The organism is Alphaproteobacteria bacterium (assembly GCA_040220875.1).
Classification (GTDB): domain Bacteria; phylum Pseudomonadota; class Alphaproteobacteria; order JAVJVX01; family JAVJVX01; genus JAVJVX01.
Map to the genome: position 1 here is coordinate 288,774 of JAVJVX010000003.1, position 26,295 is coordinate 315,068.

Genomic DNA, 26,295 nt, shown 5'->3' on the forward strand with positions numbered 1-26,295 from the left:
CGGGTCTGCTAACGTCGGCGCAGAAAGTGCCGCCCGGCCCCGCTTTTCACGAAGCGCCCCCCGATACCGGAACGCGGATCCAGGGCATCCTGTAACCCGTCGCCCAGGAAATTGAAAGCGATCACGGTCACAAAGATAAAGAGGCCGGGATAAACGGCAAGGGGCGGCGCGCTCCAGATCAGGTCCTGGGCGCTGGTGAGCATGTTGCCCCAGCTCGCCAGCGGCGGCTGGATGCCCAGGCCGAGGAAGCTGAGGATCGATTCGAACAGGATCACGTTACCGATGGAGAGGGTGGTGGCCACGATGATCGGCGAGGCCACATTGGGCAGGATGTGGCGAAACATGAGCCGTAAATCGGAGGCCCCCTGGATACGGGCGGCGAGAACGAACTCGCGTTCACGCAGGCTGAGTGCCGCGGCCCGCACCAGCCGGGCCACCGTGGTCCAGCCCACGAGCGAAATAATCACGACCAGGCGATAGATTCCCGCCGCGGGCGACTGGGCAAACTCTTCGGTGAGCCCCAGCTTGGTCAGGTCGATCGCGGCCAGCACGATGAGGAGCGGCAGGAGCGGCAGGGCGATGACGCCATCGGTGAGGCGCATCAGGAAGGCGTCCACGCGCCCCCCGTAATACCCGGCCCAGAGGCCGATGACTGTCCCGAGAACGGCGGCGGCAAGCGCGGCGACGAGCCCGACGACGAGCGAAATCTGGCCGCCATACAGAAGCCGGACGAATACGTCTCGGCCCAGCTCGTCCGTGCCGAGGGGGTGCGCCAGGGACGGTCCCTCGAGCCGGGCGTAGAGGTCGACGCGCGCCACATCGAGCCCCATCAGCACTTCGAGGACCGGCGCCAGGGCGGCCAGGGCGCTGAGGACGACGAGAACGGCCAGGCTCGCAAGCGCCAGTTTGTGGCGGCGGAAACGCATCCAGAAAATGGCGCGACCGGACAGCCCGGCGCCTGTCAGACCAGGGCTGGTTTCGCGCGCGCTCACGGCTGGCCTCCGGGGCCGGTCAGGGATATGCGTGGATCCAGCCAGGCATAGACCAGATCGGCGATAAAATTGGCGGCAAGGGTGAGAAATGTGGCGAAGAGAAGTGCTGTCAGTGCGAGGTTGTAATCATTGCCGAGGATCGAATCGAAAATCAGCTTGCCCATGCCGGGATAGGCAAAGATCGTCTCGGTGATGAGCGCCCCCGAAAACAGTGTGCCGAAACTCAGCGCGATGACGGTAACTACCGGAATCATGGCATTGCGGAGCGCGTGCACCCAAATCACACGCCGCGCCGGGACCCCCTTCGCTCGCGCGGCACGAATGAAGTCCTGGCGCAGCACCTCCATCATGCTGGCACGCACGAACCGCGTGTAACTTCCGACATGCGCAAGAGTCAGCGTCGCCACCGGCAGGACGAGGTACCTGACTTCGGACCATAAGCCCGGGCTGCCCGGTGGCGGGGTCCCGCCCGCCGGCAATACGCCAAGCCAGACCGAGAAACAGATGATCATCAGCAAGGCCAGCCAGAAGGCGGGGACGGAAATGCCGGCGAAACAGAACAGGTTGATCGCGTAGTCCAGTTTGGAATACGGCCGGGTCGCGGCCCACACGCCAAGGGGAATGGCCATAGCGACAGAGAACGCGAAACTCAGCCCCATCAGCTTGAGGCTGGCCCACAAATAGGGCGGCAGCACCTCGAGCACCGGCAAGGCCTGCAGGCGCGAATAGCCGAGGTCGCCCGAGAGCGCCGCCGTGGCCCAGTTCAGATAGCGTTGCCAGAGCGGCTGATCGAGCCCGTAAAGCGCTCGCAGGCGCGCAGCATCGGCCGAAGTCAGGTTGGGATCGGAATTGATCATCACGTCAATGGGGTCACCCGGCATCAGGCCAATCAGCGTGTAGATCGCCCAGGACATGAGGACGAGCACGATTGCCATCTCGACGAACCGGCGGAGCGCGTAGCCCGTCATGCCGGGTCCTCCGCGATGGCAAGGCGTGGCACCGCACTCAGAAGGCGGCGCGTGTAGGCGTGCGCCGGGCTGCTGAAGAGCGTGTCTTTTGGTGCCTGCTCCACGATCCGGCCGTCCTTCATGACCGCGACCCGGTGCGCGATGCGGTCGACCACGGCCAGGTCATGGGTGATGAAGAGATAGGCGAGGCCGTAGGTCTCCCGGAGCCGGATCAGGAGCGACAGGATTTGCGCCTGCACTGTCACGTCGAGCGCCGAGACCGCCTCGTCGCAAATGACAAGCCTGGGGCCGATCGCCAGTGCCCGGGCGATGGCGATCCGCTGGCGCTGGCCACCCGAAAACTCGTGCGGAAAACGATCGGTCATCTCGGGCGTCAGCCCCACCTGGGCGAGGACCTCCGCGACCCGCGCGCGCCGAGTTTGGCGTGAGCCGATCCGGTGAATATCGAGCGGCTCCGCCACGAGCGCGCCGATATTCATACGCGGGTCGAGCGAGCCGTACGGGTCCTGAAACACCATCTGCACCTCACGCCCGTATCGCCGCGCCGCCTCGCGGTTCTGGCCGACGGGCGTGCCGGCAAACGATATGTCCCCCGAATCGGGCCGGTATAGCCCGGCTGCGAGCCGTGCCAGCGTCGTCTTGCCCGAGCCGCTTTCGCCCACCAGCGCGAGCGTCTCACCTGCCGCCACGGTGAGCGGTCCGGTATCCGTCAGGTCCACAGCCGGGTTGCGGGTGCCGCGATAGCGAAAAATGACATCCTCTATGATCAGCAGCGGGGGCGTCGCCGCCTGGCGGCTCTTTTCGCCATGGCTTCCGATCCGGGGACGGGAGGCCAGAAGGGTCTTCGTGTAGTCGGCCTCGGGCTCGCGCAGGACGTGTTGCGCCGGGCCATGTTCCACCCTGGCGCCGTCACGCATGACCAGAATCTCGTCGGCCACCTCCGCCACGACCGCGAGATCGTGACTGATGAAGATCATCGCCATGCCGGTTTCGGCTTGAAGCTCCTTCAGCAGGGCAAGGATCTGGGCCTGCACCGTCACGTCGAGCGCAGTGGTGGGCTCGTCCGCGATGAGGAGATCGGGCCGCGCCGCTACGGCCATCGCGATCATCAGCCGCTGGCGCTGCCCGCCCGAGAAATGATGTGGAAAGTCACCGCATCGCTGGTACGCGGCCTCGATGCCGACGCGACTCATTGCGTTGATGGCCGCTGCGCGGCTGTTGGCCTTGTCGAGTTTGCGGTGCAGCCGGAAAACCTCCGCAATCTGCTCGCCCACCGTCATCACCGGGTTCAGGGAGGTCATGGGCTCCTGGAAGATCATGGCCATCCGTTGGCCTCGAATCTTCTGAAGCGCTTTTTCGGGCGCCCCCAGCAGGTCCACGCCGCCAAGCCGGATGCGGCCGTGCGTCGCGTGCCCCGGAGGCGGCACCAATCCCATCAGGGCGAGCGCCGTGACCGACTTGCCGCTGCCGCTTTCGCCGACAAGGCCGAGGGTTCGGCCGGCCTCGAGGCGAAAATCGAGATCGCGCACGACTGTCGAAAAGCCCTGCTCGGTCGGAAACGTCACGCGCAGCTTCTCGACCTCGAGAAGGGGTGCCTGGATATCCGCGGGCAGAATGGCCGGCACGTCAGTCAGTGCCCCCCGGCGACAGCACGCGCCAGGTCTCGACCCAGAGCGAGGTGGAATACTGGTGCCCCGTCGGCTGCACGTTCCCGAGCCATTTGGGAAAGATAAAGACATTTGCCCGGTAATAAAGTGGCAGCACGGGGAGCTCCTCGGCATAGATCTGTTGCATGCGTACCCAGTTTTCCTTTCGCCTGGCAGGGTCGAGCTCGGTTTCCGTCTCGTCGATCAGCCGGTCCATCTCCGGGTGGCTAAAGCCGGTGAAATTCTGTCCCCCCCAGCCGTTCTCCTCGCTCGGGATCATTTCCGAGTGGAGGATCGTCCGCGGCACGTTCTCGGGCGCCGTAAACCAGGCGAACATGACGCCCCCGGTGAATTTCCGCTGATTGGTGATTTCACCGAACATGACACGGGGCGGCAGATTGCGAATGCGCGTCTCAACACCGATATCCCGCCACTGGCTTTGCAGGACCTGTTGTACGAGTTCGCGAATCCGCGACCCGGTTCCGGTCATCAGTTCCAGGCCGAGTTTCTCGCCTCGCGCGTTGTGGCGGATACCTTCGGGACCGACACGCCAGCCGGCCTCTTCCAGAAGGGCGCGGGCGCGGGCCGGGTCGAACCGGTAACGGCGCACGTCCTCGGTATAGATCCAGTCCGACGGGTTGACGAAACTGTGGGCGACCGGCTGGTGCCCGCCGAAGAGCTGCTCGCTGATGGCGACCCGATCGATCCCGTGCAGCAGGGCGCGGCGCACGCGACGATCGGCCAGGATCGGGGTGTCGAGATTGAGATCGATATGCTCGTAGATCAGCCCGGGCTTGTAGACGATATTGAAATCGGCGCCGAACCGTTTCTCGAACGCGAGCGCCTGATCGATCGAGAGGCCAAGCTCGCCCGGTATATAATCCACCGCGCCCGAACGCAGATTGGCCTCGAGCGCGGCCGTGTTCTCGATGACCCGCACCACGATGCGCCCGAAGGGGCCCGGCGTTTTCCGCCAGTGGGGGTTGCGCTCCATCACGATCTGGGCGCCCGGCTGAACGTCGGTGATGACATAGGGGCCGTTGAACAGGCCCGGATTGGTGATGTCCGTGTCGTAGAGCGTGCGGTTCCGGTATTCGGCCGGTTTCTCGAAAGCCGGTTTCTCGAGATGGGCGGGCAGCAGCATGAAGTCGTTGATCGCCGCGTAATCGAAGGACACCCGGTCGATATGCATGGTGAAGGTCTTGTCGTCCACCACCTCGATATCGGTGATCCGCTTGTAGAGCTCGAAATTCGAGACGCCGCTTTCCGGATGACTGCCGGCGCGCCATGTGAACAGGACATCCTTCGTCGTCACCGGCCTGCCATCGCCCCACACGGCCCAATCCGCGAGGCGATAGGTGATTTTCATGCCCGTGCTGCCGTCTTTCCGTGTGGTCCGTTGTGCCAGGCCGTTATCGAAACTGGGCAGTTCGGTGCACATCATGCAGCGGATCTGCCAGTCCAGCCCGTGCACCGTGATCGGGCGCATGACGAAGCCCAGCAGGTAGGACTTCGCCAGCATGGAATTGATGTTGGGATGAAAGGTATGGGGGAACTGGGTAATGCCCATCACGATCTCTTCCCGCGCCGGCGGGGGCAGGTCGCGCGCGCCGGCGGGGCCGCCCGCAATCAGGAAAAGGCTAAGGATGACGGGGAAGGCCCATCGTGGCCGGCGACCGGTCGCGACGAGGCCCGGGAGAGGGGAGCAGGAGCGGATCATGGCTGCCAGCTTAGCCCATCTTTCGCCCGAGTTGACCCGGCCGTCGTCCGGGCGCAGTCTAGGGGCGCGTAAGGCTGGGGTGTCCCGGGCCGTGCCCGGGACTGAGAGCAGACCCATGAACCTGATCCGGGTGATACCGGCGGAGGGAGCCGCGCGCCGCATGCCGACCGGCTTGCCAGGTGCCGTTTTCCCGCCCCGGACCACCCCAGCGACACTGACGTCAGGGACGATGACATGATCGCCATCATCGGTGGTGGCATATGCGGACTTTCGATCGGCTGGCGCCTCGCGCAGGCGGGCCGGGACGTCACTGTGTTCGAGCGCGACAAGGCGGGCCGCGCCGCGAGCTGGGCGGCCGCCGGCATGCTGGCGGCGAATGCCGAGGCGGAGCCGGGCGAAGAGCGCCTCCTGCCGTTGCTGCGTCTCGGCCAGGAGATGTGGCCCGGCTTCGCGCGCGAGCTGACGGCTGCGACGGGCGAGGGGGTCGGGTACCGGGAAGACGGAATCCTGGTCGTGGCGCTCGACCGGGATGACCACGAGCGGCTCAAATTCACTTACGATTATCAGCGCGGCCTGGGGCTTCCGGTTGCCTGGCTATCAGGCCGCGAGGCGCGTGAGCTCGAGCCGCACCTGTCGCGCCGGGTGCAGGCCGCCATGCTCAGCGAGCGCGATCATCAGGTCGATAACCGGCGGGTCATGGAAGCGCTGGAAAAGGTGTTCCGGCAGGCCGGAGGCCGGTTGCGCGAGAATGCGGCGGTGGACGAGATCCTGGTCGAGAATGGCCGCGCGTCGGGCGTGCGCGTCGCGGGTGAGGCCGTCATGGTCGATCAGGTCATCCTCGCCGCCGGTGCCTGGTCGCGCAAGCTGCCGGGCCTGCCCGAGAATGCCCGCCCGCCTGTCAGGCCGGTCAAGGGCCAGATGCTGGCGCTGGAGGGCGCGCCCGACCGGCCCCTGATCTCGCACATCGTCTGGGGGCCCGACGTATATCTGGTTCCCCGCGATGATGGGCGCCTCCTGATCGGCGCCACGGTTGAAGAACTCGATTTTAGTACTACCCTGACCGCGGGTGGCATGCTCGATCTGCTGCGCGCCGGCTGGGAAACCCTGCCAGGGATCCACGACCTGCCGCTCGCCGAAAGCTGGGCGGGGCTCAGGCCGACGAGCCGCGACGATGCGCCGGTGCTGGGGCCGGGTCCGCTGCCGGGGCTCGTCTACGCGACGGGCCATCACCGCAACGGCATCCTGCTGGCGCCGATCACCGCCCAGGGCATCGCCCATTTCGTCCTGACGGGAGAGCTTCTGCCCGAAATCCAGCCGTTCACGATCGATCGTTTTGCCGCCTGAGGGTCAATCGCCATGAAAGAAAACACATCTCCCCTGCCCACGGATGCGACATTGCTGGTCAATGGTGACGCAGTGGCGTTTCACGGTGGTACCGTCGGCGCGCTGCTCCATCAACTTGGAATCGCGGCCGACCGGCGGGGGCTCGCCGTGGCTGTCAACGGGACCCTCGTCACCCGCTCGGACTGGGACGGCGCGCGAATCGAAGCGGGCGACCGTGTCGAAATCGTCCAGCCGCTGGCGGGCGGTTGAGAAACTGACCTGAATTGCGAAACGGCTGACCATGTCCACTTCCACTTCCGCCGAGACTCGTCCGACCGATGGCCTCGTTATCGCGGGCAAGCGCTTTTCGTCGCGCCTCTTTATCGGCACGGCGCGCTATCCCAACATGCAGGTGATGTTGGATGCGATTGATGCCAGCGGCGCCGAGGTCGTGACCGTCGCCATGCGCCGGGTGGGTGTGGCCGGCGATGGCGAGGGGTTTTTCGACCTGCTGGGCGAGCGGTTCCATCTTTTGCCGAATACCGCCGGCTGTTACACGGCGAAGGATGCCGTGCTGACCGCCAAGCTCGCGCGCGAGGCGCTCGGCACCGACTGGATCAAGCTTGAGGTGATCGGCGACGACGAGACGCTCTTTCCGGATGTCGAGCACCTGCTGACCGCAGCGGAGGAACTCGTGAATGACGGGTTTATCGTTCTGCCTTATTGCAACGACGATCCCGTGACAGCCCGCAAGCTCGAGGATATCGGCTGCGCCGCGGTCATGCCGCTGGGCGCGCCCATCGGGTCGGGGATGGGGCTGCGCAATCCCTACAATATCCGGATTATCCGCGAGCAGGTACGCGTGCCGGTGATTGTCGATGCCGGGGTGGGGACGGCTTCGGACGCGGCCCTCGCCATGGAACTCGGCTGCGACGGGGTGCTGCTCAATTCCGCCGTCGCGCTCGCCCGTGATCCGGTACGCATGGCGGCTGCCATGAAGGCGGGGGTGGAAGCGGGCCGGCTTGCCTACGAGGCAGGCCGCATGCCCCGGCGCCGCTACGCGAGCGCTTCCACCAGCGACGCCGGACTTATCGCTCCCCTTGACGGAGAAACCGCCTAGGCCGTCACTGCCGGGCGTCCTGCCAGCCCACCGGGTCGGCCAGAAATTCCTCCACCTTGGCGAGATCCGTCTCGGGGAAGTCACCGCCCCTGCGGGCTTCGGCGATGACATCCCGCCATGTCGCCAGCGCCAGAAGATCGACGCCGATCTCCCTCAGTCCGCCGATGCTTTCGGGAAAGACGCCGTAATGGAAAACCACGAACGTGTGCGTTACCGCCGCGCCGGCGGCGCGGAGCGCCTTGACGAAATGGATCTTGCTGCCGCCGTCGGTTGCGAGATCCTCTACCAGCAGCACCCGTGCGCCTTCCGCCAGATCACCCTCGATCTGGGCCATTCGGCCAAACCCCTTCGGCTTCTTGCGCACATAGACCATCGGCAGGTCGAGCGCATCGGCGATCCAGGCGGCGAAGGGAATGCCCGCTGTCTCGCCGCCGGCGATCACGTCAAGATTGGTGGCGCCGATTTTCTCCCGGACCAGCGCCGCCGCCATCGCCGTTACATCGCGCCGCGCCGCCGGATAGGAGATGATCTTGCGGCAATCGATATAGGTCGGGCTGAGACGGCCCGAGGTCAGGGTAAACGGGTCGTCAGGCTTGAAGTTGACGGCCTTGATGTCGAGGAGGATGCGCGCCGTTCGTGCGCCGCGGTCATCTGCAACGGTGCCCATGGTCCGGCTTAGTTGGGCTTGAAAAGCGGGGTGTACTGCCCGTTTTCATAAGCCGCGAACTCGTCGTCGAGGGCCGGGTGAAATATCTCCTCTCCCGAGGTGTCGGCCTCGAGATTGCGTTCGGCCACGTAGGTGGTGTGGCCTTCGTCATGTACCATGACGTGGTACCAGGGTTCGTCCCTGGGGGGGCGGGATTTAGCCATTTCGTCGTACCATTCGTCGGTGCCCGAAAAAAAGGCATCCACATCGAACACCACGCCGCGATATCCGAACAGCGCGTGATGGACGATCTGCCCCACGTGGAACCTGGCTTTCGTGACGGGATTGAAGGGGAAGTCCGACATGATTACTCCGTTGGTGGCAGGTGATAACGCCCGCTCTTGGAAACGCCCCCATCATCACGAATTGGCGGCTGGCTTCAAGGGCGTTTTATTGCGATAAATCAATCCAATACTCGGTCGCGTCCGGGCCCGGGCCGCGACAGGGCGCCGCCGCGCCGATCATGGGTCGGATTGTGGGTCCGGTCATGGAGGGCCGGCGGCCCGGTCAACCGAAGGGAGAGGCAAACCGTGTCCGATGTTCTGGTGGAACGTGACGGCCCGATCCGGACAGTCGTCCTCAACCGTCCGGATCGCATGAACGCCCTCAGCCAGGCCATGTGGGGTGAACTGGGCCGCGTCGTGGCGGAGATCAACGCCGACGATAGCTGCCGCTGCATCGTGTTTCGCGGCCAGGGTCGAAAAGCCTTCGCTGCCGGCGCCGATATTACGGAATTTCCCGAGATCCGCCGCAATGCCGAGGAGGCGCGCGCCTATAACAAGCCGCTTACGGCCGCGATCGAGGCGATCGAGGCATGTCCCCATCCGGCGGTGGCCATGATCCACGGTCCTTGCATGGGCAGCGCACTGGCCATCGCGGCGCGGTGCGATTTGCGCCTCGCGGGGGCGGGGGCGCGTTTTGGCGCCCGGATCAGCCGGCTCGGTTCCACCATGCCGGTGGCGGAAATGCGTGCCCTCGTCGATCTCGTCGGCCCGACCGGCGCCAGCGAAATTCTGATCGAAGGCCGGATTCTGGATGCCGACGACGCGCTGCGCCTGGGAATTGTCAATCGTGTGGTGGACGATGACGCGCTCGAGGCCGAGACAGGCGCCACGGTCGCGCGCATTCTCGAGGGCGCGCCACTCGTCAATCGCATGCACAAAAAGCTGCTCCGGCGGTTGCGCGATCACACCCCCCTCGGCCGGGAGGACGAAAAGCTCGGCTATGTGCTGTGTGATACGGCTGATTACCGCACTGGCATCTCCGCGTTCGTGGCCAAGACCAAACCCGATTTCAAGGGTGAATAGAAAGTTGACCACGTTGCGCCGAGGGGGAGAGATTCTGGTGGAAGCCCTGCTTCGCCATGGCGCAAATCGGGCCTTCTGCGTGCCGGGCGAGAGCTATCTCGCCGTTCTCGACGCGCTTTATGACTGCCGGGACCGGCTGACGCTCCATGTATGCCGCCATGATGGCGGCGCGGCCTATATGGCGGAAGCCTATGGCAAGCTGACCGGCCGGCCAGGGCTCTGTTTCGTCACCCGTGGCCCAGGGGCGACGAACGCGGCCATTGCCGTTCATGTGGCGCGTCAGGACTCGACCCCAATGATCCTGTTCGTAGGACAGGTGCCGCGCCGCCATCTGGGCTTCGAAGCGTTTCAGGAGGTCGACTATGCGGCCTTCTTCGGCCCGATCGCCAAGCATGTGGAACAGGTGGACGATGCGTCGGATATTGCGGAGGCCGTCCGCCGCGGCTTTCGCCTTGCGACGACGGGTCGGCCGGGTCCGGTGGTGATTGCCCTGCCGGAAGACGTGCTGCGCGAAGAGGCGCAGGCGGATGACCTCGTCCCGGCTGTGCCCGAGCCGCCCCGCGCCCCCGCGCCGGACGCGCTGGCCGCAATCCGGGATGCGCTTGCGCGCGCAAGGCGCCCCATGGTCATGATCGGCGGTAGCGTCTGGACCGATCCGGCGCGGGCCGATCTCGTGCGTTTCCTCGATACAAGCGGACTTGCTGCCTGCTGTTCCTTTCGCCGGCAGGACGTTCTGGACAACGACCATCCGGCCTATGCCGGTTATCTGGGCCTCAATGCCGACCCCCGACTTTTTCGCCGCGTCGGCGGGGCCGACGTGCTGCTGGTGATCGGGGCGCGGCTCGACGAGCCGACCACACAGGGGTTTCGCCTTCTGGACGACGCGCGGGCGCGAGCTCTCATTCACGTCTATCCGAGCCGCGCGGAACTCGGCCGTGTCTTCACACCCACCCTCGCCGTCGAATGCGACATCGAACCATTCGTGGCCGCGCTCGCGGCGCTCGATATCACGCCGGGTGCGGGCTGGGCCGCGCAGCGCGAAGAGGCACGGGCCGAATATCTCGAAAGCCTCAGGCCGGCCCCGGCGGCGCGCGACGACTTCGCCGATCTTGGCCGGATCATGGAAGAGCTCGAAGAAAGTCTGCCCGAGGACGCGATCATCGCGCTGGATGCGGGGAACTTCACTGCATGGCCACAGCGTTATCTCACGTATAAACGACCGGGCAGGCTGCTGGCGCCGGTCAATGGCGCCATGGGCTACGGCGGGCCGGCCGCCGTCTCGGCGGCACTGACCCGGCCCGACAGTCTGGTGATCGGCGTGATCGGCGATGGCGGCATGCTGATGAACGGGATGGAACTGGCGACTGCGGTGCAATATGGTGCGAGACCGATTTTCCTCGTCATCAACAACAATATGTACGGCACCATCCGATTGCATCAGGAACGCGCCTTTCCCCGCCGTCCCATCGCCACCGATCTCGTCAATCCTGATTTCAAGGCGCTGGCCGAAAGTCTCGGCGCCTTCGGCGTGCGTGTCGAGCGGACAGGGGATTTCGGCCCCGCCTTCAGGGCCGCGCGGAAAAGCGGCAAGGCAGCGCTGATCGAAATCGTCACCGATCCCGATATCCTGACGCCAAACTTCACCATCTCCGGCCTTCAGGCCGCGTCGGATTGATCATGTCCCGATCCGAAGTTGTGCCGGCGCCCCACAGCAGGGCGGTTCTGATCGCGCTTTTCGTCGCGATGATCCTGATCTGGGGCATGAACTGGCCGATCATGAAGATCGGGCTTCAGTCCATCACCCCGCTCTGGTTCGCCGGCCTTCGCTTCGGGCTGGGGGCGCTCAGCATCCTGGTGCTGCTTCTGGTCACGCGCCGGCTGGTCTGGCCGACCCGGCGTGACCTGGCGGTGGTCGCGAGTGTCGGCCTGTTTCAACTGGCGGGCTATGTGGGGCTGGTCAATCTCGGGCTTGATCTCGTGGGCGCGGCTCGCGCCGCCGTACTGGCCTATACGACACCGCTCTGGGTCGCGCCGGGGGCGCTCCTCTTTCTCGGCGAAAAGCTCGACCGGTGGGCCCTCGCGGGACTTGCCCTGGGGCTTCTGGGCCTGGCCACGCTGTTCAACCCTCTCGGCTTCGACTGGACGGATGAGAGGTTCGCGCTTGGTAACGGTTTGATCCTTGTCGGGGCGTTCTCCTGGGCGCTGGCGATCCTGCATGTGCGCGGTCATCGCTGGGACAGTTCACCCCTCCAGATGATGTTCTGGCAGATGGTGTTGGCCAGTCTCGTACTGATCCCGCTCGCCCGCGGGCTGGAAGGGGAGATGGCGCTGGCCATCGATTGGTCGGCCGAACTGGTGGTGATCCTCCTCTATAACGGCCCCGTTGCGACCGCATTCTGCTTCTGGGTTGCGGTCACCGTGACGCGGGCGCTGCCGGCGGTGACCTCCTCGCTGGTCTTCATGGGCGTGCCGGCGGTGGGCATGCTGGGATCGGCCCTGTTGCTGGGCGAGACCCTGGCCCCCTCGCTGCTCGCCGGCTTTGCCCTGATCGTCGCCGGAATCCTTTTCGTCACCCGCCGGACAGGTTCCCGGCCGTCTGCCACGACCGTCCCGCGCCAGAGCTGACGGGCGGCTGACGCGCGCCGGCGGGCGGCGGGCGGGCGGTGCAGATTCCGGCTTGACTCCGGTCGGCGTGCTGACTAGAACAAAACCAGAACATTTGACGGGACACTCGAACAGGCCGGCCCCCGTCGCCCGCCGTCGAAACCGATCCCCCGGACAGCCGGTTCCCCTCCCGGCTCTGTCCCCCAACGACGCCCCGGCTCCCCCAGCCGGGGCGTCACTGTCCCGGCCAAACGGCCTGGAAGGATCGGCGGCAGCGGCGGGGGCCGGCTCCCCCGAAACCTCGCTTGAACGGGCAGATGCATGGCGGCCTCGCTTCCCCCGGATACATCCCTTGCCGAAGCGCCGTCTTCTTCTTCCCGCCGCGCTGCCGTGCTGGCGGAATTGCGTGCCCGGATCGCCGCGATTGACGGCACGGCGCCCCTGGCGGCGGGAGAGGGGGGGATACCAGCCATCCTGCCGTTCGGCGACGAGCGGCTCAATGCCGCCTTGCCCTGGGGTGGGCTGCCGCTGGGTGCCTTGCACGATATCCGGGGAAGCGCGCGGGACGGCGCCGCCGCCGGATTCCTGACCGTAATTCTGGCCAATCTGTTGCGCCATCCGGCGCCGCGGGTAAGGCCCGGAGGTGAAGGGAGCGGGCGACACATTCTCTGGTGTCTCGACCGGGCGCGTCCCTACGGTCCCGGTCTCAGGGCGTTCGGGCTTGACCCGGCGGCACTGATCCTGGTGCGCGGGCGCAACCGGACGGAAACTCTCTGGGCGATGGAGGAAGGACTGCGCGCGGGCGGTCTGGCTGCCGTGGTGGGAGAGCTTGATCGCCTCGATCTCACCGCCAGCCGCCGGCTGCAACTGGCGGCGGAGGCGGGGGGCGTGCCGGGTTTCCTGCTGCGCACTCCGCAGCGGGAGTTCCGCAAACACCCGGGCAGAAACCGGCAAAAGCACGAAGAGATACCGGCGCGCGCCACTTCGCCCACCGCCGCCGTCACGGCCTGGCGGATCGCGCCCGCCCCCAGCGGGGATGACGTGCCACTGTCGGGCCTGCCCGGCCATGTGCGCTGGCGGGTCGATCTCACGCGCTGCCGGGGCGGCGTGCCCGGCAGCTGGACGGTTCAATGGTCATGCCGGAGCATCGAAAATGAGACGGATTCTTTCGCTGTGGTTCCCCCGCTTGGCGATCGACCGCTTCAATTGCCGCGAACACCGGAAGGCACAGGCGGCGCCCGGCCCGAGGGAGACGCATTGCCTGCCTCGGGCCGGTTCTCCCGGGCCGGGTAAGCCGCGCAGACCACCGCTGGTTCTGGTTGCGGAAGACGGCGGCCAGGTTCTGCTGCGCGCCGTCGATGACAGCGGCTTCGGGGCGGGGCTGCGTCCGGGCATGGCGCTAAGCGCCGCCCGCGCGCTTGTCCCCGGTCTCCGGGTGCATCCGGCCGATCCGGCAGGCGATCTCGATCTGCTGGCGCGCTTTGCCGATGGTTGCGGACGGTATTCGCCCTGGGTCTCGCTGGAGGGCGAGGGGGAAGGGAAAACAGCGGCGGGAGGAAGCGAGGATGCGGCCGGATATCTCGCGCCTTATCTTGCGCCTTATCTGACACCGGGAATCTGGCTCGATATCACGGGTGTGGCCGGCCTGTTCGGCGGCGAGGAGGCGCTCGGCCTCGAGATCATTCGCCGTTTCGGCGTGGCCGGCTTCGCCTGTCGCGCGGCCATTGCCGATTCTGCCGGGGCCGCCTGGGCGATATCGCGATTCGGTGCGGAAGAAATCGCAATCATCCCCCCCGGCGGTGTTCGACGCGCCCTGGCACCGTTGCCCGTGCGGGCGCTCCGCCTGCCGCCAGCGATCGCCGACGGGCTCGCCCGGATGGGATTGCGCCGCATCGGGGAGCTGTATTCCATTGCCCGCGCGCCCCTCGCCAACCGTTTCGGCCCTCTTCTCAATATGCGGATCGATCAGGCTCTCGCCCGTCGGGACGAGTCCATCACGCCGCGCCGGCCCGTCGCCCCCTTTCGCAGTCGCCTTGCCTTTGCCGAGCCGATCGCGATGGCGTCGGATATCGCGGGAGCAACGGCGCAACTCGTGGCGGATCTCGTCCGACGTCTCGGGCAGGAAGGGCGCGGATTGCGCCAGGTGGATTTGGCCTTTTACCGTGTCGACAACAAGGCGCAGCACATCACTGTCGGCACCGGACGGGCCAGCCGTGACGGGGCGCATCTGCTGGATCTGCTGCGCATGCATCTGGAGCGCGTGACGCCCGGCTTCGGGATCGAGGTGATGGTTCTGTCCGCCGTCGAAACGGAAAAGCTGGCACCGGCGCAGCTCGATTTCGGGACAAGAAACAGCCCGCGTCCGGATCGCCCCGGGACGGGCGAATGCGACGCTCTGGTGGACCGGCTGGCCAACCGGCTCGGGCGCAACCGGGTGGCGGCGCTGAGGGAGCGGGAAAGCCATATTCCCGAGCGGGCGGAAATCGCTATCCCCGCCCATGGCTCCATGTCCAGGACCGCGAAAAAAAGCGGTGTGCCGCCCGGCGGGGCGGGGCAGCCGCGTCCCCTGCGCCTTTTCGCCCGCCCCGAAGCCATCGAGGCGGTGGCCCCCATCCCCGACGGCCCGCCCGCCCTGATCCGGTGGCGCGGCACCACGCACCGCATTCGCGCGGCCGAGGGGCCGGAACGCATCGCTCCCGAGTGGTGGCGGGCGGACGGCGCGGACACGGCGGCGCTGCGAGATTATTACCGGGTCGAGGACACGGCCGGCCGGCGCTTCTGGGTCTATCGCAACGGCGTGTATGGTGACGATTGCGCCGCGCATCCCGGGGGCGGACCGCGCTGGTATCTCCACGGCGTCTTTGGCTAGCCATGGCGTGCGTCCAGCCCGAGCCACCCGATGCGCTTCCTTTCGAGCCCGCTTATGCCGAGCTCGAAGTGACGAGCAATTTCACCTTCCTCAACTCGGGTTCTCACCCGGAAGAGCTGGTGGCCCGTGCTGCCCGGCTGGGTTACCGGGCGGTGGCGATGGCCGATCACAATACCCTGGCCGGAATCGTGCGCGCCCATATTGCAGCGAAGCAGGCGAACATCCGCCTCCTCGTCGGCTGCCGGCTGGTTTTTCGCGACGGGCCTGACACGCTGTGCTTCCCGCAGGACCGCCAAGCCTATGGGCGATTGTGCCGCCTGCTGACACTGGGCCGCCGGCGCGCGCCCAAGGGGGAATGCTGGCTTGATCTTGCCGACCTGCGGGCCCGCGCGGCGGAATGGGGCCAGGGGCAGATCTTCGTCGTCATCCCGCCCGATCTGCCGGCGGCACAACTGTCGGACGGCGCGGCGGGCGAGGTGTTTCGCAAAACCCTGTCACATCTCGCCGCGCGGTTCCCGGGCAACTGCTATCTTGCCGCCCATTGCCTGTACCGGGGCGATGACCGGCGCCGCCTGGCTGCGCTGAACGCGCTGGCCGCCCGGACCGGGGCGGCGTTGGTGGCCGTGAATGATGTGCGGTTGCACGATCCCGCGCGCCGTCGCCTGCTTGATGTCGTGAGCTGCATTCGCGATCGCGTCACTATCGATCGGGCCGGCCTTCGCCTCGGAGCCCATGCCGAGCGTCATCTGAAGCCGCCTGCTGAAATGGCCCGGCTCTTCGCCGAATTTCCCGACGCGATCCGCCGCACGATGGAAATCGCCGATCGGCTGGATTTCTCCCTCGACGGGTTGCGTTACGACTACCCCGTCGATCCCGTTCCCGCCGGACGCACTCCCCAGGAGGAGCTTGTCCACCTGGTCGGGAAGGGCACGGCCGAGCGGTATCCTGAATGCGTGCCGGAAAAAGTGGAACGCCAGATCAGCCACGAACTGGCGCTCATCGAAGAGCTTGGCTACGCGCCCTATTTTCTGACGGTGCATGATATCGTCCGTTTTGCCCGGGACCGGGGAATTCTCTGTCAGGGACGCGGCTCGGCCGCCAATTCGGCCGTGTGCTTCTGTCTTGGCATCACGTCGGTGGATCCGAACCGGATCGATCTGCTGTTCGAGCGCTTCGTCAGCACGGAGCGCAACGAGCCACCCGACATCGACGTCGATTTCGAGCACGAGCGCCGGGAAGAGGTGATCCAGTACATCTATGCGAAATACGGCCGCGACCGTGCCGCGCTGGCGGCGACGGTCATCACCTATCGCACGCGCAGCGCGCTTCGCGACGTCGGCCGCGCGCTGGGACTGTCCCTCGACGTGGTGGGCGCGCTCGCGGGCACGGTCTGGGGGACGAGTTCGCGGGGGCTCGACACCGCACGCATCCGCGATCTCGGCCTCGATCCAGAAGACCCGCGCCTTGCCCTGACCCTCGAATTATCGCGCGAGCTGATCGGCTTCCCCCGCCACCTGTCCCAGCACGTGGGCGGGTTTGTAATCGCCAGTGGCGCGCTCGCCGACATGGTGCCGGTGGAAAATGCGAGGATGGCGGATCGCACGCTGATCCAGTGGGACAAGGACGATCTGGACGCGCTGGGCATGCTGAAGATCGACGTGCTCGGGCTCGGCATGTTGAGCTGCATCCGCCGGGCCTTCGGGCTGCTGCGCTGGCATGGCGGGCTCGACCACGACCTCGCGACGGTGCCGGCGGAGGATCCGGCCGTCTACGAAATGCTGAGCCGGGGTGATTCGCTGGGCGTGTTCCAGGTGGAAAGCCGCGCCCAGATGACCATGTTGCCGCGTCTGAAGCCACGCAACTTCTACGACCTCGTCATCGAGGTGGCGATCGTCCGCCCCGGTCCTATCCAGGGCGACATGGTCCATCCCTATCTGCGCCGGCGCCATGGCGAGGAAAGCGTCACCTACCCGTCGGAGGAATTGCGGCGCGTCCTCGGGAAAACACTGGGCGTGCCGCTCTTTCAGGAGCAGGCGATGAAGATTGCCATTGTCGCCGCCGGCTTTACGCCGGCCGAGGCCGACAGGTTGCGGCGCGCCATGGCGACCTTCAAGCGTACGGGTCAGGTGGCCGGTTTTCGGGACAAGATGATCAGGGGCATGATCGCACGTGGTTACGAGCGGGATTTTGCCGAACGCTGCTTCAACCAGATCGAGGGATTCGGTGAATACGGTTTCCCCGAAAGCCATGCCGCCAGCTTCGCACTTCTGGTCTATGTCTCGGCCTGGCTCAAATGCCACCATCCGGCCCATTTTGCCTGCGCGCTATTGAACAGCCAGCCTATGGGGTTCTATGCCCCGGCCCAGATCGTGCGCGATGCGCGCAGCCATGGAGTCGAAATCCGCCCGGTCGATGTCAATCATTCCGAATGGGATTGCACGCTTGAATGGATCGGCCCGGCGCCCTGGGACGCGGCCCTGAGGTTGGGTTTTCGCCAGGTCAGGGGCATGCACGAAGAGGAAGCGCGGGCTCTGGTTGCCGCCCGGGCAGCCAGACCCGAAGGACGGTTCCGGTCCATTCGCGAGATATGGTCCCGGGCCGGGACCCGTCCGGCCACGCTGGCCCGCCTGGCCGAGGCCGATACCATGGCCTCGCTGGAGATGGACCGGCGCCAGGCCCTCTGGGCGGTCCGGGGGCTCGGTCCCCGGCCGCTCCCCCTGTTTCGGGCGGCGGAGGCACGGGGCGCGGCAGAAGCCGGGGACGGGGCCGGATCGTCCGAGCCCGCCGTCACGTTGCCTGCTCTCACTCAGGGGGAAAATGTGGTCAGCGATTATCGCAGCCTGGGCCTGTCGCTTCGCCCGCATCCCGTGGCGCTGCTGCGCGCGCGCATGCCGGGCGGAACGATCCCGGCCGCGCGGCTGGCCGATGTGCCGAACAACAGCCGTGTCGAGGTGGCGGGGCTGGTTTTCGTGCGTCAGCGACCGGGCACGGCGAAGGGTGTGATCTTCATGACCATCGAGGATGAAACCGGCGTCGCCAATCTCATTGTCTGGCCCGGAACAATGGAAAAGTTTCGCCGCGTGGTGATCGGTGCCGCCATGGTGCGGGCAGTGGGCCGGGTGCAGCGCGAGGGGCTGGTCATTCATGTGATCGTCGAGCGTCTCGAGGACATGACGCCGCTTCTCGCGACCGTGTCGCGTATGGGGGCAGCGAAGGCGGACGACATGACGGATGAAGCCATCCGGCTTCGCTCCCATGATTTTTACTGAGCGGCCGTTTCCAGCAATTGCCGATACAGGCCGGCTGTCTGTTCACCTACGACATCGTCACTGAATTCGCGCGTTACGAGTCGCCGGGCATTGTCGCCGAGCCGCCGGCGGCGCGAAGGATCGCTCGCAAGTTCGCGAATGGCGTCAGCCAGGGCCGGCGCGTCGCCCGCGGGAACCAGCAGACCGGTCTCGTCCGGCCGGACGATCTCGCGGCAGCCCGGCACATCGGTGGCGATAAGGGGGAGGGCCATGGCCGCCGCCTCGAGCAACGTCTTGGGCAGGCCTTCGCGGTACGAGGGCAGGACCGCTATATCGGCTTCCGCCAGAACGCGGTCCATGTCATCGCGACTGCCAAGATAGCGAAACGTCCCCGACCCGGCCCAGTGGCGCAGTTCCGCCTCGGTGACGCTCGCGGGATTGGCCGGATCCGGTTCGCCGACGAAGACCATTTCGACCGCCGGTTGCAGGCCGTCTCGGGCCAGGATTTCGGCCGCCCGGATGAATTCCAAAACTCCCTTGTCGCGCAGCGCCCGCGCCACCATCACCACGCGAACGGGTTTCAATGCGTCGTCCTCATTGGCAGCGCGTTTCTCGGGGGCAACGCGTTTCTCGGGACGGAAAAAATCCGTATCAACGCCCGAGCCCCGGATCAGCGTGGCGCGCCGCGGATCGACCAGACCGAGCCGTTCCAGGAGCGTCAGGTCGTCCCGGTTCTGCAGGATGACCCGCGTCCCGCGTCGGCGAAGCGCCCAGCGGAGCGCCGGTTTCAGCAGGGCGCCGAGCACCCGCGCATTCAGGCTGGGCGACGTGAAAACATATCCCAGCCCCGTGAGCGCGTTGACGACATGAGGCACACGCGTTGCCGCAGCGGCGACGGAGCCATACAGCACCGGCTTGAGGGCCACGTGATGCACGATGGTCGGGCGCAGCAGGCGATAGAGTCTTGCAAGGTCGCGAATCGCCCGCGCCTCGCCCCAGGGCGTGCGGCCCCGGCGGGCGAGGCGCAGGGGGGCGAAGTGGAACCCCGCACGCTCGATCTCCTCGCCACGACCCGAATCGCGCGCCACCACGATCACGTCAAACCCGGCCTCGCGCGCTGCGCGCGCCATGGGCAGGCGGTGTGAGAGAAAATACCAGTCCTCCGTCACGACATAGAGAAGCCGAGGCCGGGCTGATCCGCCTCCCGGCGCGTGGGCGGGGCCCCGCGCCACGCCACGCCGCGTCCCGCTCACAGTGCAGTCCCTTCGGGCCCTTCGGCCTTTTCCTTCTCGTGCCAGGCCTGAAACATGAGGAGACCCCAGATCCCCTGCTCCGCGGCCGGATCGCCAGCCAGAAGTCCGGCCCAGGCCTCGCGCACCGTATCGGGAAAAAAGAATCCCTCCTCGGCCAGCCTGTCCGTTGCCAGCAGTTCTTCCGCCCAGTCGCGCAGCGGGCCACGCAGCCACGCGCCGAGCGGTACGGCGAAGCCCGATTTCGGCTGGTCGAGAAGATTGGCTGGTAGGTAATTTTCCGCCACGCGGCGCAACAGGTACTTGCTGTGATCGCGTCTATGGCGGATCGCGCGGGGCAGGGACCAGATAAATTCGACCAGCCGGTGATCAAGAAGCGGCACGCGCACCTCGAGGCTGTTCGCCATGCTGGCGCGATCCACCTTGGTGAGGATGTCGTCCGGCAGATATGTTGCCATGTCCCAGAATTGCATGCGGTCCGTGAAATCGGGAAGGTCTCGGTTCACATCGCCGTCCCAGATCAGGCCGCGATACTCGCGCGCGCCGCGCATCACGGCGACGGGATCGGGCCACTGACTGACCAGGCGACGGTAAATCGCGTTGGGATGCGGCGCGTCGAGGACGCCGAGCAGCTTGATCATCTTGAGATCGGCCTGACGCGGGCGGCGCGCCTCCGGGACCAGTCCCGCCAGGGCCCGCCAGACATCGGCTGGCAGGACGCCACCCGCCCGCGCGGCCATCCGGCGCAGCCAGAGGGGCATTTTTTCGATCCGGTCCCACAAATCGGGGGCCCAGCGATGACGGTTATAGCCGAGGAACACCTCGTCCCCACCATCGCCCGAAAGTGCCACCGTCACGTCACGCCGCGCCACGCGGCTTACCAGGAAACTCGGGATTTGCGAGGAATCTCCAAATGGCTCATCCCAGATTTCGGGCAGGCGCGGCACCAGATCGAGCGCCTCCTGCCCCTCGATGCGGACTTCCGTGTGATCCGTGCCGAGATGGGCGGCGATGGCCCGCGCCCGATCGGACTCGTCGAAATCGCGCTCGCCGAATCCGATGGAAAAACTGCGAACCGGTCGGTCGCTCGCCGCCTGCATGACGGCCGTGACCGCGCTGGAATCAAGTCCTCCCGACAGCAGCGCGCCCAGCGGCACATCAGCCACCATGCGTGCGCTGACCGCCTCGCGGATCAGGTTATGAACGCGCTCGATGGCGGCGGCTTCCGTGATGTCGGGCGGCGCGTCGACCGCCTTGCGCGCGATGGCGCGCAGGTCCCAATAACGTTCGGCCTGATCCGCCGGGCTGGCCTGACTGGGCGAAAACCGCATAAGACTGCCGGGTTCGAGCTTGAAGACACCACGGTAGATGGTGTGCGGGGCCGGGACGTAATTGTGTCGCAGATAGGCGGCGAGGGCCTGGCGGTCGATCTCGCCGGTCCAGCCCTTAACGCCGCGCAATGCCTTCAGCTCGGAAGCAAAAACCACGCGCCCGCCGATTTCGGCCCAGTAAAGCGGCTTGATGCCGAGCCGGTCCCGGACCAGCGTCAGCACGCGTGTCTCGCGGTCCCAGAGGGCGAAGGCGAACATGCCCACCAGCCTGGGCAGGGTGCGCGCGAGTCCCCAGTGTGCGATCGCCTCGAGCAGGACCTCGCTGTCGGAATTGCCACGAAACGGCACGCCTTCAGCTTCGAGCTCGCGGCGGAGCGCGCGGTAATTGTAGATTTCGCCATTGTAGGAGAGGACGAGCCGGTCGCTCGCCGACATCATCGGCTGATGTCCGGCCGGGGACAGATCGATGATGGATAGCCGCCGGTGGCCGAGCGCGATGCCCTGCGCCGCGTCGGTCCAGACGCCGTCGCTGTCAGGGCCGCGATGGACCAGCGTGCCCGCCATCCGCCGCGTCAGGGCCGCCAGCGCATCGGCGCTGCTTTGCGGCGCGCGCTCCAAGATCCCTGTGATGCCGCACATGCTGGCCTGGCCGTCCTCGGTGATCGGGCCCCGGCCGTCCCCGGCGCCGGGTAGCCGGACTATAGGAGCGGGGCGGGTGGCGAGGCGACCGGAAATTCGGACGTGGGGCCGGCACCGCGCGGGAATCCCGCTTCTAAACTGAGAATTATGCAATTGACAATCATTCTCATTAGGACGATATTTATCCGGAAGCTCGGGGCGGGCTCGTTGGCGAGCCCCGTTGACCGGCCGGAAAGGAGCGAGCGACGCCATGTATGTGTGCCTTTGCAACGCGATCAAGGACCAACACATCGAGGCAGCCATCCGTGACGGGGCTGACAGCGTGTCAGCCGTGCATCATCGGCTGGGCTCGACACCCTCGTGCCGGAGTTGCGACACCCATATCGAGCGCAAGCTGAGCGACGCGATGCACAGGGCCGCGCCGCGAGTCGCCTGATCCCGCGCCATCTCTCGGCCAGGGGCCGAATTTTGGATGCGATCGCGCCTTCCCTCGTCTATCCTGCCAACAGATCAGCCAGTCCCCGGGCGGTGAAAACCGAGTCGGGGACGTCGCATTTCTGACAAACGTGCTGCGGATGGCTCTCACTCGCAGGGGTTAACGAAAGGACGAGAATATGAAAGGCGATCGCGAGGTTATCGAACACCTCAATAAGGTCCTCAAGAACGAGCTCACGGCGATCAATCAGTACTTCCTTCATGCCCGGATGCTGGATGACTGGGGCGTGAAAGAACTGGGGGCGCACGAATACAAGGAATCCATCGACGAGATGAAGCACGCGGATGAGCTGATCAGGCGAATCCTGTTCCTCGAAGGCCTGCCCAATCTCCAGGCGCTGAACAAGCTGCTGATCGGCGAGAATGTCGAAGAGATTCTCAAATGCGACCTGAAGCAGGAAGAAATAGCGATCCCGGATTTGCGCGCGGCCGTCAGGCATTGCGAGAAAGTGGAAGATTTCACGTCGCGCGAGCTGTTCGAGAAAATTCTCGAGAGCGAGGAAGAACATGTGGACTGGCTCGAAACCCAGCTCACCCGGATTGAGCAGATGGGCCTGCAAAACTATATCCAGCTTCAGTCGGACGACTAGCCGCGCCCGGGTCCGGCGGGGAGCCGGCGGATGTTTCGGACTGACCTTCTGGCGGGCAAGCGCATCCTGGTCACGGGCGGCGGCACCGGGCTGGGGCGCAGCATGGCGCGGCGTTTCCTGGGCCTCGGCGCGAGTGTCGCCATCTGCGGGCGCCGGGCCGACGTGCTTCGTCGGACAGCGGACGAACTCGGCGCCGAAACCGGGGGGCCGATCGGCACTCACCCTTGCGATCTGCGGGACCCGGCCGCGGTGGACGATCTGGCCGACACGCTTTTTGCCGGCGGCGGTCTCGACATCCTCATCAATAACGCGGCCGGGAACTTCGCCGCACCGACCGAATCGCTGTCATACCGGGCACTCGACGCCGTTCTCGCTCCCACGCTGCATGGCGCCGCCTATATCACGCTGGCTTGCGGCCGGCGTTGGCTGGCGGCGGAGAAGCAGGCGCAGGTCCTCAGCATCCTTACGACCTATGCCTTCACCGGCTCGGCCTACGTCGTCCCCTCGGCCATGGCCAAGGGCGCGCTACTGGCGATGACGCGCAGCCTTGCGGTGGAGTGGGGCGGACGGGGAGTCAGGTTCAACGCCATCGCCCCGGGCCCGTTTCCGACCGAGGGCGCGTGGGAGCGCCTGGTCCCCAAGCTCGAGGGCGGCCCAGACCTCGCCCGCATGTTCGAGACCCAAAACCCGCTCGGCCGCGCGGGCAAGCATGACGAGCTCGCGAACCTGGCGGCCTTCATGCTGGCCGACGAAATGGCTTATCTCAATGGCGAGGTCGTGACGCTGGACGGGGGTGAATGGCTGAAGGGGGCGGGGCAGTTCAATTTTCTCTCGTGCCTCTCGGCAGACGATTGGCGACGGGCGCGGGAAGCCGCTAAAAAGGACGCTGATTGACCCGGTCGCGGACCTCGCGAGGAAAGGAAGCACCCGTCACCGTCATGGCCAGGGACGACCAAGCCAGCCACAACCGGCGCGGAGCCCGGCGCGACGTGCCCGCCAGCGATGAGGATCCGGCGGGGCGGCCGCCAGTCTCGACCGACGAGGAGATCGCCCGGTTCCTCCATGCCGTCTCGAACCGCCCGGTGGGTCCTGCCGGTACGCCGGCGCGGCTCATCATGGCGATCGACGCAACAGCGAGCCGCGAGCCGAGCTGGGACATGGCGTGCCAGATTCAGGGCGAAATGTTCGCGGCCGCGGCGTCTCTCGGCGGCCTCGAAATTCAGCTCGTGTTCTATCGCGGCTTCGGCGAATGCAAATCCACTCCCTGGCTCAGCGGCTCGGACGAACTGCTGCGAAAGATGCTGCGTGTCCGCTGCCTCGGTGGCCAGACACAGATTGGCAAGGTGCTGCGCCACGCGCGCCAGGCGCGGCAATCGGATCAGGGCGTCAGGGCGCTCGTCTTTATCGGGGATGCGATGGAGGAGGATATCGACACATTGTGCGCCGAAGCGGGCGAGCTAGGGATCCTTGGCCTGCCCGCCTTTATCTTCCACGAAGGCCATGATCCGGTCGCGGCCAAGACCTTCAGGCAGATTGCGCGCCTGTCGGGCGGCGCCTACGCGCCGTTTGATCAGGGAAGCGCGCGGCAATTGACGGCGCTGCTGCGCGCGGTCGCGGCCTATGCAGCGGGCGGGCTCGCGGCCCTGGAAGGGCAGACGGACCCGGATGTGGCGAAAATCGCGGCTCAGCTCAAGCTGATCGGTGGGCCGAAGTCGTGAATGTGATCCTCTTCCTTGCGCTTGGCATCGGGCTTTTGCTGGTGATCTGGCTGGCCGGACGGGGGCTTGCCACGGCCCGTCCCGAGACGTTCAAGCGGCTGTCACGCAACCTGGTGATCGCGCTGCTGGCTGGGCTCGGCCTCTACCTCTTCATGACCGGCAAACTGGTCGGCGCGGCGGCCGCGCTTCTTGGTCTCGCGAGCCTCGCCTGGAACTGGTACGGGCGCCTCAAAATGGGCCAGGCCTTCTACAATCGATACAAGGCGAGCAAGGGGCCGACGCCCGGCGGCGCGTCCCGGGTCAGGACAGGGTTCCTCGACATGGCGTTGGATCACGAAACGGGGGCTCTCGCGGGGCAGGTCATCAAGGGGCGCTTTGCCGGACGCGATCTGGGTGATCTCGCTGACCAGGAACTCCTGACCCTGTTCGATGAATGCCGGGCCGCCGATCCGCGCTCCGTCGCGGTCCTCGAAGCCTATCTCGACCGGCGGCTGGGCCCGGGCTGGCGGGGCGGGAACGAGTCCGCGGGACAGGAGCCACCAGGTTATGGCGCCTCGTCCGGCCCCATGAGCCGGGCCCAGGCGTTCGACATTCTCGGCCTTGAGGAGGGCGACGATGAGGCCGCTATTCGTGACGCTCACCGGCGGCTGCAGAAGAACCTCCACCCCGACCGCGGCGGCTCTTCCCATCTGGCCGCGCTCATCAATCAGGCCAAGGATGTTCTGCTGGGGCGTTAGCTTGCCCGGTCCCCGACACTGTGGCACAAGGTCGGAAACCCGGCGCCACGTCGTCACAACAACCGGCGCGCCTCGACACCGGGTCCGCCAACCGCGACTGGCCTCGTCATGATGACCGCACCTGTCCGAAAAGCCGTTTTTCCGATCGCCGGGCTGGGGACGCGCTTCCTGCCGGCCACCAAGACCGTTGCCAAGGAAATGCTGCCGGTGGTGGATCGGCCTCTCATCCAGTACGGGGTCGAGGAGGCGCTGGCGGCTGGAATCGAAGAGATGATCTTCGTCATGGGCAGCCATCCCTCGGGCGCACGGGATCATTTCCGCCGGGCGGGCGAACTCAATGTCGTGCTCGAGGTGCGCGGCAAGCGCGAGGCGCTGGAGGCGGTCAATGCCTGCGTTTTGCCGGACGAGCGTCTTCACGTGGTGCATCAGGACGCGCCGCTGGGGCTCGGCCATGCGGTCTGGTGCGCGCGCGACCTCGTGGGCGACGGGCCCTTTGCCGTAATCCTGCCGGATGACCTCGTGACTGGCGCGCGCCCGTGCCTCGCGCAGATGACCGGGGCCTATGCCGAAACCGGTGGCAACCTCGTCGCGGTAATGGATGTGCCGCGCGCGCATACGAGCCGCTACGGCATCCTCGACATTGGCGAGGCGGCGGGCAATCTGGTGGCGATAAAAGGCCTCGTGGAAAAGCCCGATCCGGCCGACGCGCCGTCCACCCTTTCGGTGATCGGACGCTATATCCTTCAGCCCGAAATTTTTTCCCACCTGGCCGCCATTGAGAAAGGCGCCGGTGGTGAAATCCAGCTCACCGATGCGATGGCCAAATTGATCGGCGTTCAACCGTTTCACGGACTCCGGTTTGAGGGGACGCGATTTGATTGCGGCAACAAGCTTGGTTTTCTCGAAGCCAATATTGCCGTCGCGCTCGAGCGGCCCGACATGCGCGACCAGACCCGACGGCTGCTCGCGGCCTATGGTGGCGGTGGATGAGCGTGCCGGCTGGGACCGGCCGCGTTATCTGGCCTGAGAGTG

Annotated in this window: 23 protein-coding genes and 1 riboswitch; of the genes, 15 read left to right on the forward strand and 8 right to left on the reverse strand. The window is 66.2% G+C overall.

The window, feature by feature from the left end; translation table 11 throughout:
* Positions 1–8: 8 nt before the first annotated feature.
* Genes RLQ26_01460 through RLQ26_01475 form a run of 4 tightly spaced genes read right to left on the reverse strand, consistent with a single transcriptional unit; the run spans position 9 to position 5,326 of the window.
* Positions 9–992 (reverse strand): ABC transporter permease, encoded by a 984-nt coding sequence (locus tag RLQ26_01460; GenBank protein ID MEQ9087392.1) that lies wholly within the window; start codon positions 990–992, stop codon positions 9–11.
* Positions 989–1,960: an ABC transporter permease gene (locus RLQ26_01465; protein MEQ9087393.1), complete on the reverse strand. Its 972-nt coding sequence runs from the start codon at positions 1,958–1,960 to the stop codon at positions 989–991. Before RLQ26_01465 ends, RLQ26_01460 begins: the two co-directional genes overlap by 4 nt.
* Complete coding sequence (locus tag RLQ26_01470; GenBank protein MEQ9087394.1) at positions 1,957–3,585, reverse strand: ABC transporter ATP-binding protein; 1,629 nt, start codon at positions 3,583–3,585, stop codon at positions 1,957–1,959. Before RLQ26_01470 ends, RLQ26_01465 begins: the two co-directional genes overlap by 4 nt.
* Position 3,586: 1 nt before the next feature.
* On the reverse strand, positions 3,587–5,326 hold the full coding sequence (locus RLQ26_01475; protein MEQ9087395.1) for a peptide ABC transporter substrate-binding protein: 1,740 nt from the start codon (positions 5,324–5,326) through the stop codon (positions 3,587–3,589).
* Positions 5,327–5,391: 65 nt separating this feature from the next.
* Positions 5,392–5,491, forward strand: a riboswitch (TPP riboswitch).
* A gap of 69 nt (positions 5,492–5,560) precedes the next feature.
* Here RLQ26_01475 and thiO point away from each other — a divergent pair.
* Genes thiO through RLQ26_01490 form a run of 3 tightly spaced genes read left to right on the forward strand, consistent with a single transcriptional unit; the run spans position 5,561 to position 7,769 of the window.
* Complete coding sequence (thiO, locus tag RLQ26_01480) at positions 5,561–6,670, forward strand: glycine oxidase ThiO (protein MEQ9087396.1); 1,110 nt, start codon at positions 5,561–5,563, stop codon at positions 6,668–6,670.
* Between the two features lie 12 nt (positions 6,671–6,682).
* Positions 6,683–6,919 (forward strand): sulfur carrier protein ThiS, encoded by a 237-nt coding sequence (gene thiS, locus RLQ26_01485; protein MEQ9087397.1) that lies wholly within the window; start codon positions 6,683–6,685, stop codon positions 6,917–6,919.
* A 31-nt stretch (positions 6,920–6,950) separates the two neighbouring features.
* A complete protein-coding gene (locus RLQ26_01490; GenBank protein MEQ9087398.1) occupies positions 6,951–7,769 on the forward strand; it encodes a thiazole synthase in 819 nt (272 codons plus the stop codon).
* Between the two features lie 4 nt (positions 7,770–7,773).
* Here the strand turns inward: RLQ26_01490 and RLQ26_01495 are convergent, their stop codons facing one another.
* Positions 7,774–8,436, reverse strand: coding sequence for an orotate phosphoribosyltransferase (locus RLQ26_01495; protein ID MEQ9087399.1), 663 nt, complete (start codon positions 8,434–8,436; stop codon positions 7,774–7,776).
* An 8-nt stretch (positions 8,437–8,444) separates the two neighbouring features.
* Complete coding sequence (gene hspQ / locus RLQ26_01500; GenBank protein MEQ9087400.1) at positions 8,445–8,780, reverse strand: heat shock protein HspQ; 336 nt, start codon at positions 8,778–8,780, stop codon at positions 8,445–8,447.
* 225 nt (positions 8,781–9,005) lie between these two features.
* Here hspQ and RLQ26_01505 point away from each other — a divergent pair, with 225 nt between their 5' ends.
* From RLQ26_01505 to RLQ26_01530, 6 genes are all read left to right on the forward strand, one after another.
* On the forward strand, positions 9,006–9,782 hold the full coding sequence (locus RLQ26_01505; protein ID MEQ9087401.1) for an enoyl-CoA hydratase-related protein: 777 nt from the start codon (positions 9,006–9,008) through the stop codon (positions 9,780–9,782).
* Positions 9,783–9,786: 4 nt separating this feature from the next.
* The gene (locus RLQ26_01510) at positions 9,787–11,457 is read left to right on the forward strand and encodes a thiamine pyrophosphate-binding protein (GenBank protein ID MEQ9087402.1); all 1,671 of its coding nucleotides are present in this window, start codon (positions 9,787–9,789) and stop codon (positions 11,455–11,457) included.
* Between the two features lie 2 nt (positions 11,458–11,459).
* The gene (locus tag RLQ26_01515) at positions 11,460–12,407 is read left to right on the forward strand and encodes a DMT family transporter (GenBank protein MEQ9087403.1); all 948 of its coding nucleotides are present in this window, start codon (positions 11,460–11,462) and stop codon (positions 12,405–12,407) included.
* A 300-nt stretch (positions 12,408–12,707) separates the two neighbouring features.
* The gene (locus tag RLQ26_01520) at positions 12,708–13,679 is read left to right on the forward strand and encodes a hypothetical protein (GenBank protein ID MEQ9087404.1); all 972 of its coding nucleotides are present in this window, start codon (positions 12,708–12,710) and stop codon (positions 13,677–13,679) included.
* Between the two features lie 100 nt (positions 13,680–13,779).
* Positions 13,780–15,255: a DNA polymerase Y family protein gene (locus RLQ26_01525; GenBank protein MEQ9087405.1), complete on the forward strand. Its 1,476-nt coding sequence runs from the start codon at positions 13,780–13,782 to the stop codon at positions 15,253–15,255.
* Positions 15,256–15,257: 2 nt separating this feature from the next.
* Positions 15,258–18,524 carry an error-prone DNA polymerase gene (locus RLQ26_01530; GenBank protein MEQ9087406.1) on the forward strand — a complete coding sequence of 1,089 codons (3,267 nt, stop codon included), beginning with the start codon at positions 15,258–15,260 and terminating at the stop codon, positions 18,522–18,524.
* Here the strand turns inward: RLQ26_01530 and RLQ26_01535 are convergent.
* On the reverse strand, positions 18,518–19,735 hold the full coding sequence (locus tag RLQ26_01535; GenBank protein ID MEQ9087407.1) for a glycosyltransferase family 4 protein: 1,218 nt from the start codon (positions 19,733–19,735) through the stop codon (positions 18,518–18,520). The two genes, RLQ26_01530 and RLQ26_01535, sit on opposite strands and share 7 nt — an antisense overlap.
* A 17-nt stretch (positions 19,736–19,752) precedes the next feature.
* Complete coding sequence (asnB, locus tag RLQ26_01540) at positions 19,753–21,723, reverse strand: asparagine synthase (glutamine-hydrolyzing) (protein MEQ9087408.1); 1,971 nt, start codon at positions 21,721–21,723, stop codon at positions 19,753–19,755.
* Between the two features lie 250 nt (positions 21,724–21,973).
* Here asnB and RLQ26_01545 point away from each other — a divergent pair, with 250 nt between their 5' ends.
* The 6 genes from RLQ26_01545 to RLQ26_01570 all read left to right on the forward strand — a co-directional run bounded on the left by RLQ26_01545 (position 21,974) and on the right by RLQ26_01570 (position 26,253).
* Positions 21,974–22,159, forward strand: coding sequence for a (2Fe-2S)-binding protein (locus RLQ26_01545; GenBank protein MEQ9087409.1), 186 nt, complete (start codon positions 21,974–21,976; stop codon positions 22,157–22,159).
* Positions 22,160–22,337: 178 nt separating this feature from the next.
* Positions 22,338–22,808: a bacterioferritin gene (gene bfr, locus RLQ26_01550; GenBank protein MEQ9087410.1), complete on the forward strand. Its 471-nt coding sequence runs from the start codon at positions 22,338–22,340 to the stop codon at positions 22,806–22,808.
* Between the two features lie 30 nt (positions 22,809–22,838).
* On the forward strand, positions 22,839–23,702 hold the full coding sequence (locus tag RLQ26_01555; protein ID MEQ9087411.1) for an SDR family oxidoreductase: 864 nt from the start codon (positions 22,839–22,841) through the stop codon (positions 23,700–23,702).
* A gap of 44 nt (positions 23,703–23,746) precedes the next feature.
* Positions 23,747–24,526 (forward strand): VWA domain-containing protein, encoded by a 780-nt coding sequence (locus RLQ26_01560; protein ID MEQ9087412.1) that lies wholly within the window; start codon positions 23,747–23,749, stop codon positions 24,524–24,526.
* The gene (locus RLQ26_01565; protein ID MEQ9087413.1) at positions 24,523–25,263 is read left to right on the forward strand and encodes a molecular chaperone DnaJ; all 741 of its coding nucleotides are present in this window, start codon (positions 24,523–24,525) and stop codon (positions 25,261–25,263) included. The genes RLQ26_01560 and RLQ26_01565 overlap by 4 nt, the downstream gene beginning before the upstream one ends.
* A 111-nt stretch (positions 25,264–25,374) precedes the next feature.
* The gene (locus RLQ26_01570) at positions 25,375–26,253 is read left to right on the forward strand and encodes a UTP--glucose-1-phosphate uridylyltransferase (GenBank protein MEQ9087414.1); all 879 of its coding nucleotides are present in this window, start codon (positions 25,375–25,377) and stop codon (positions 26,251–26,253) included.
* Positions 26,254–26,295: the final 42 nt, after the last annotated feature.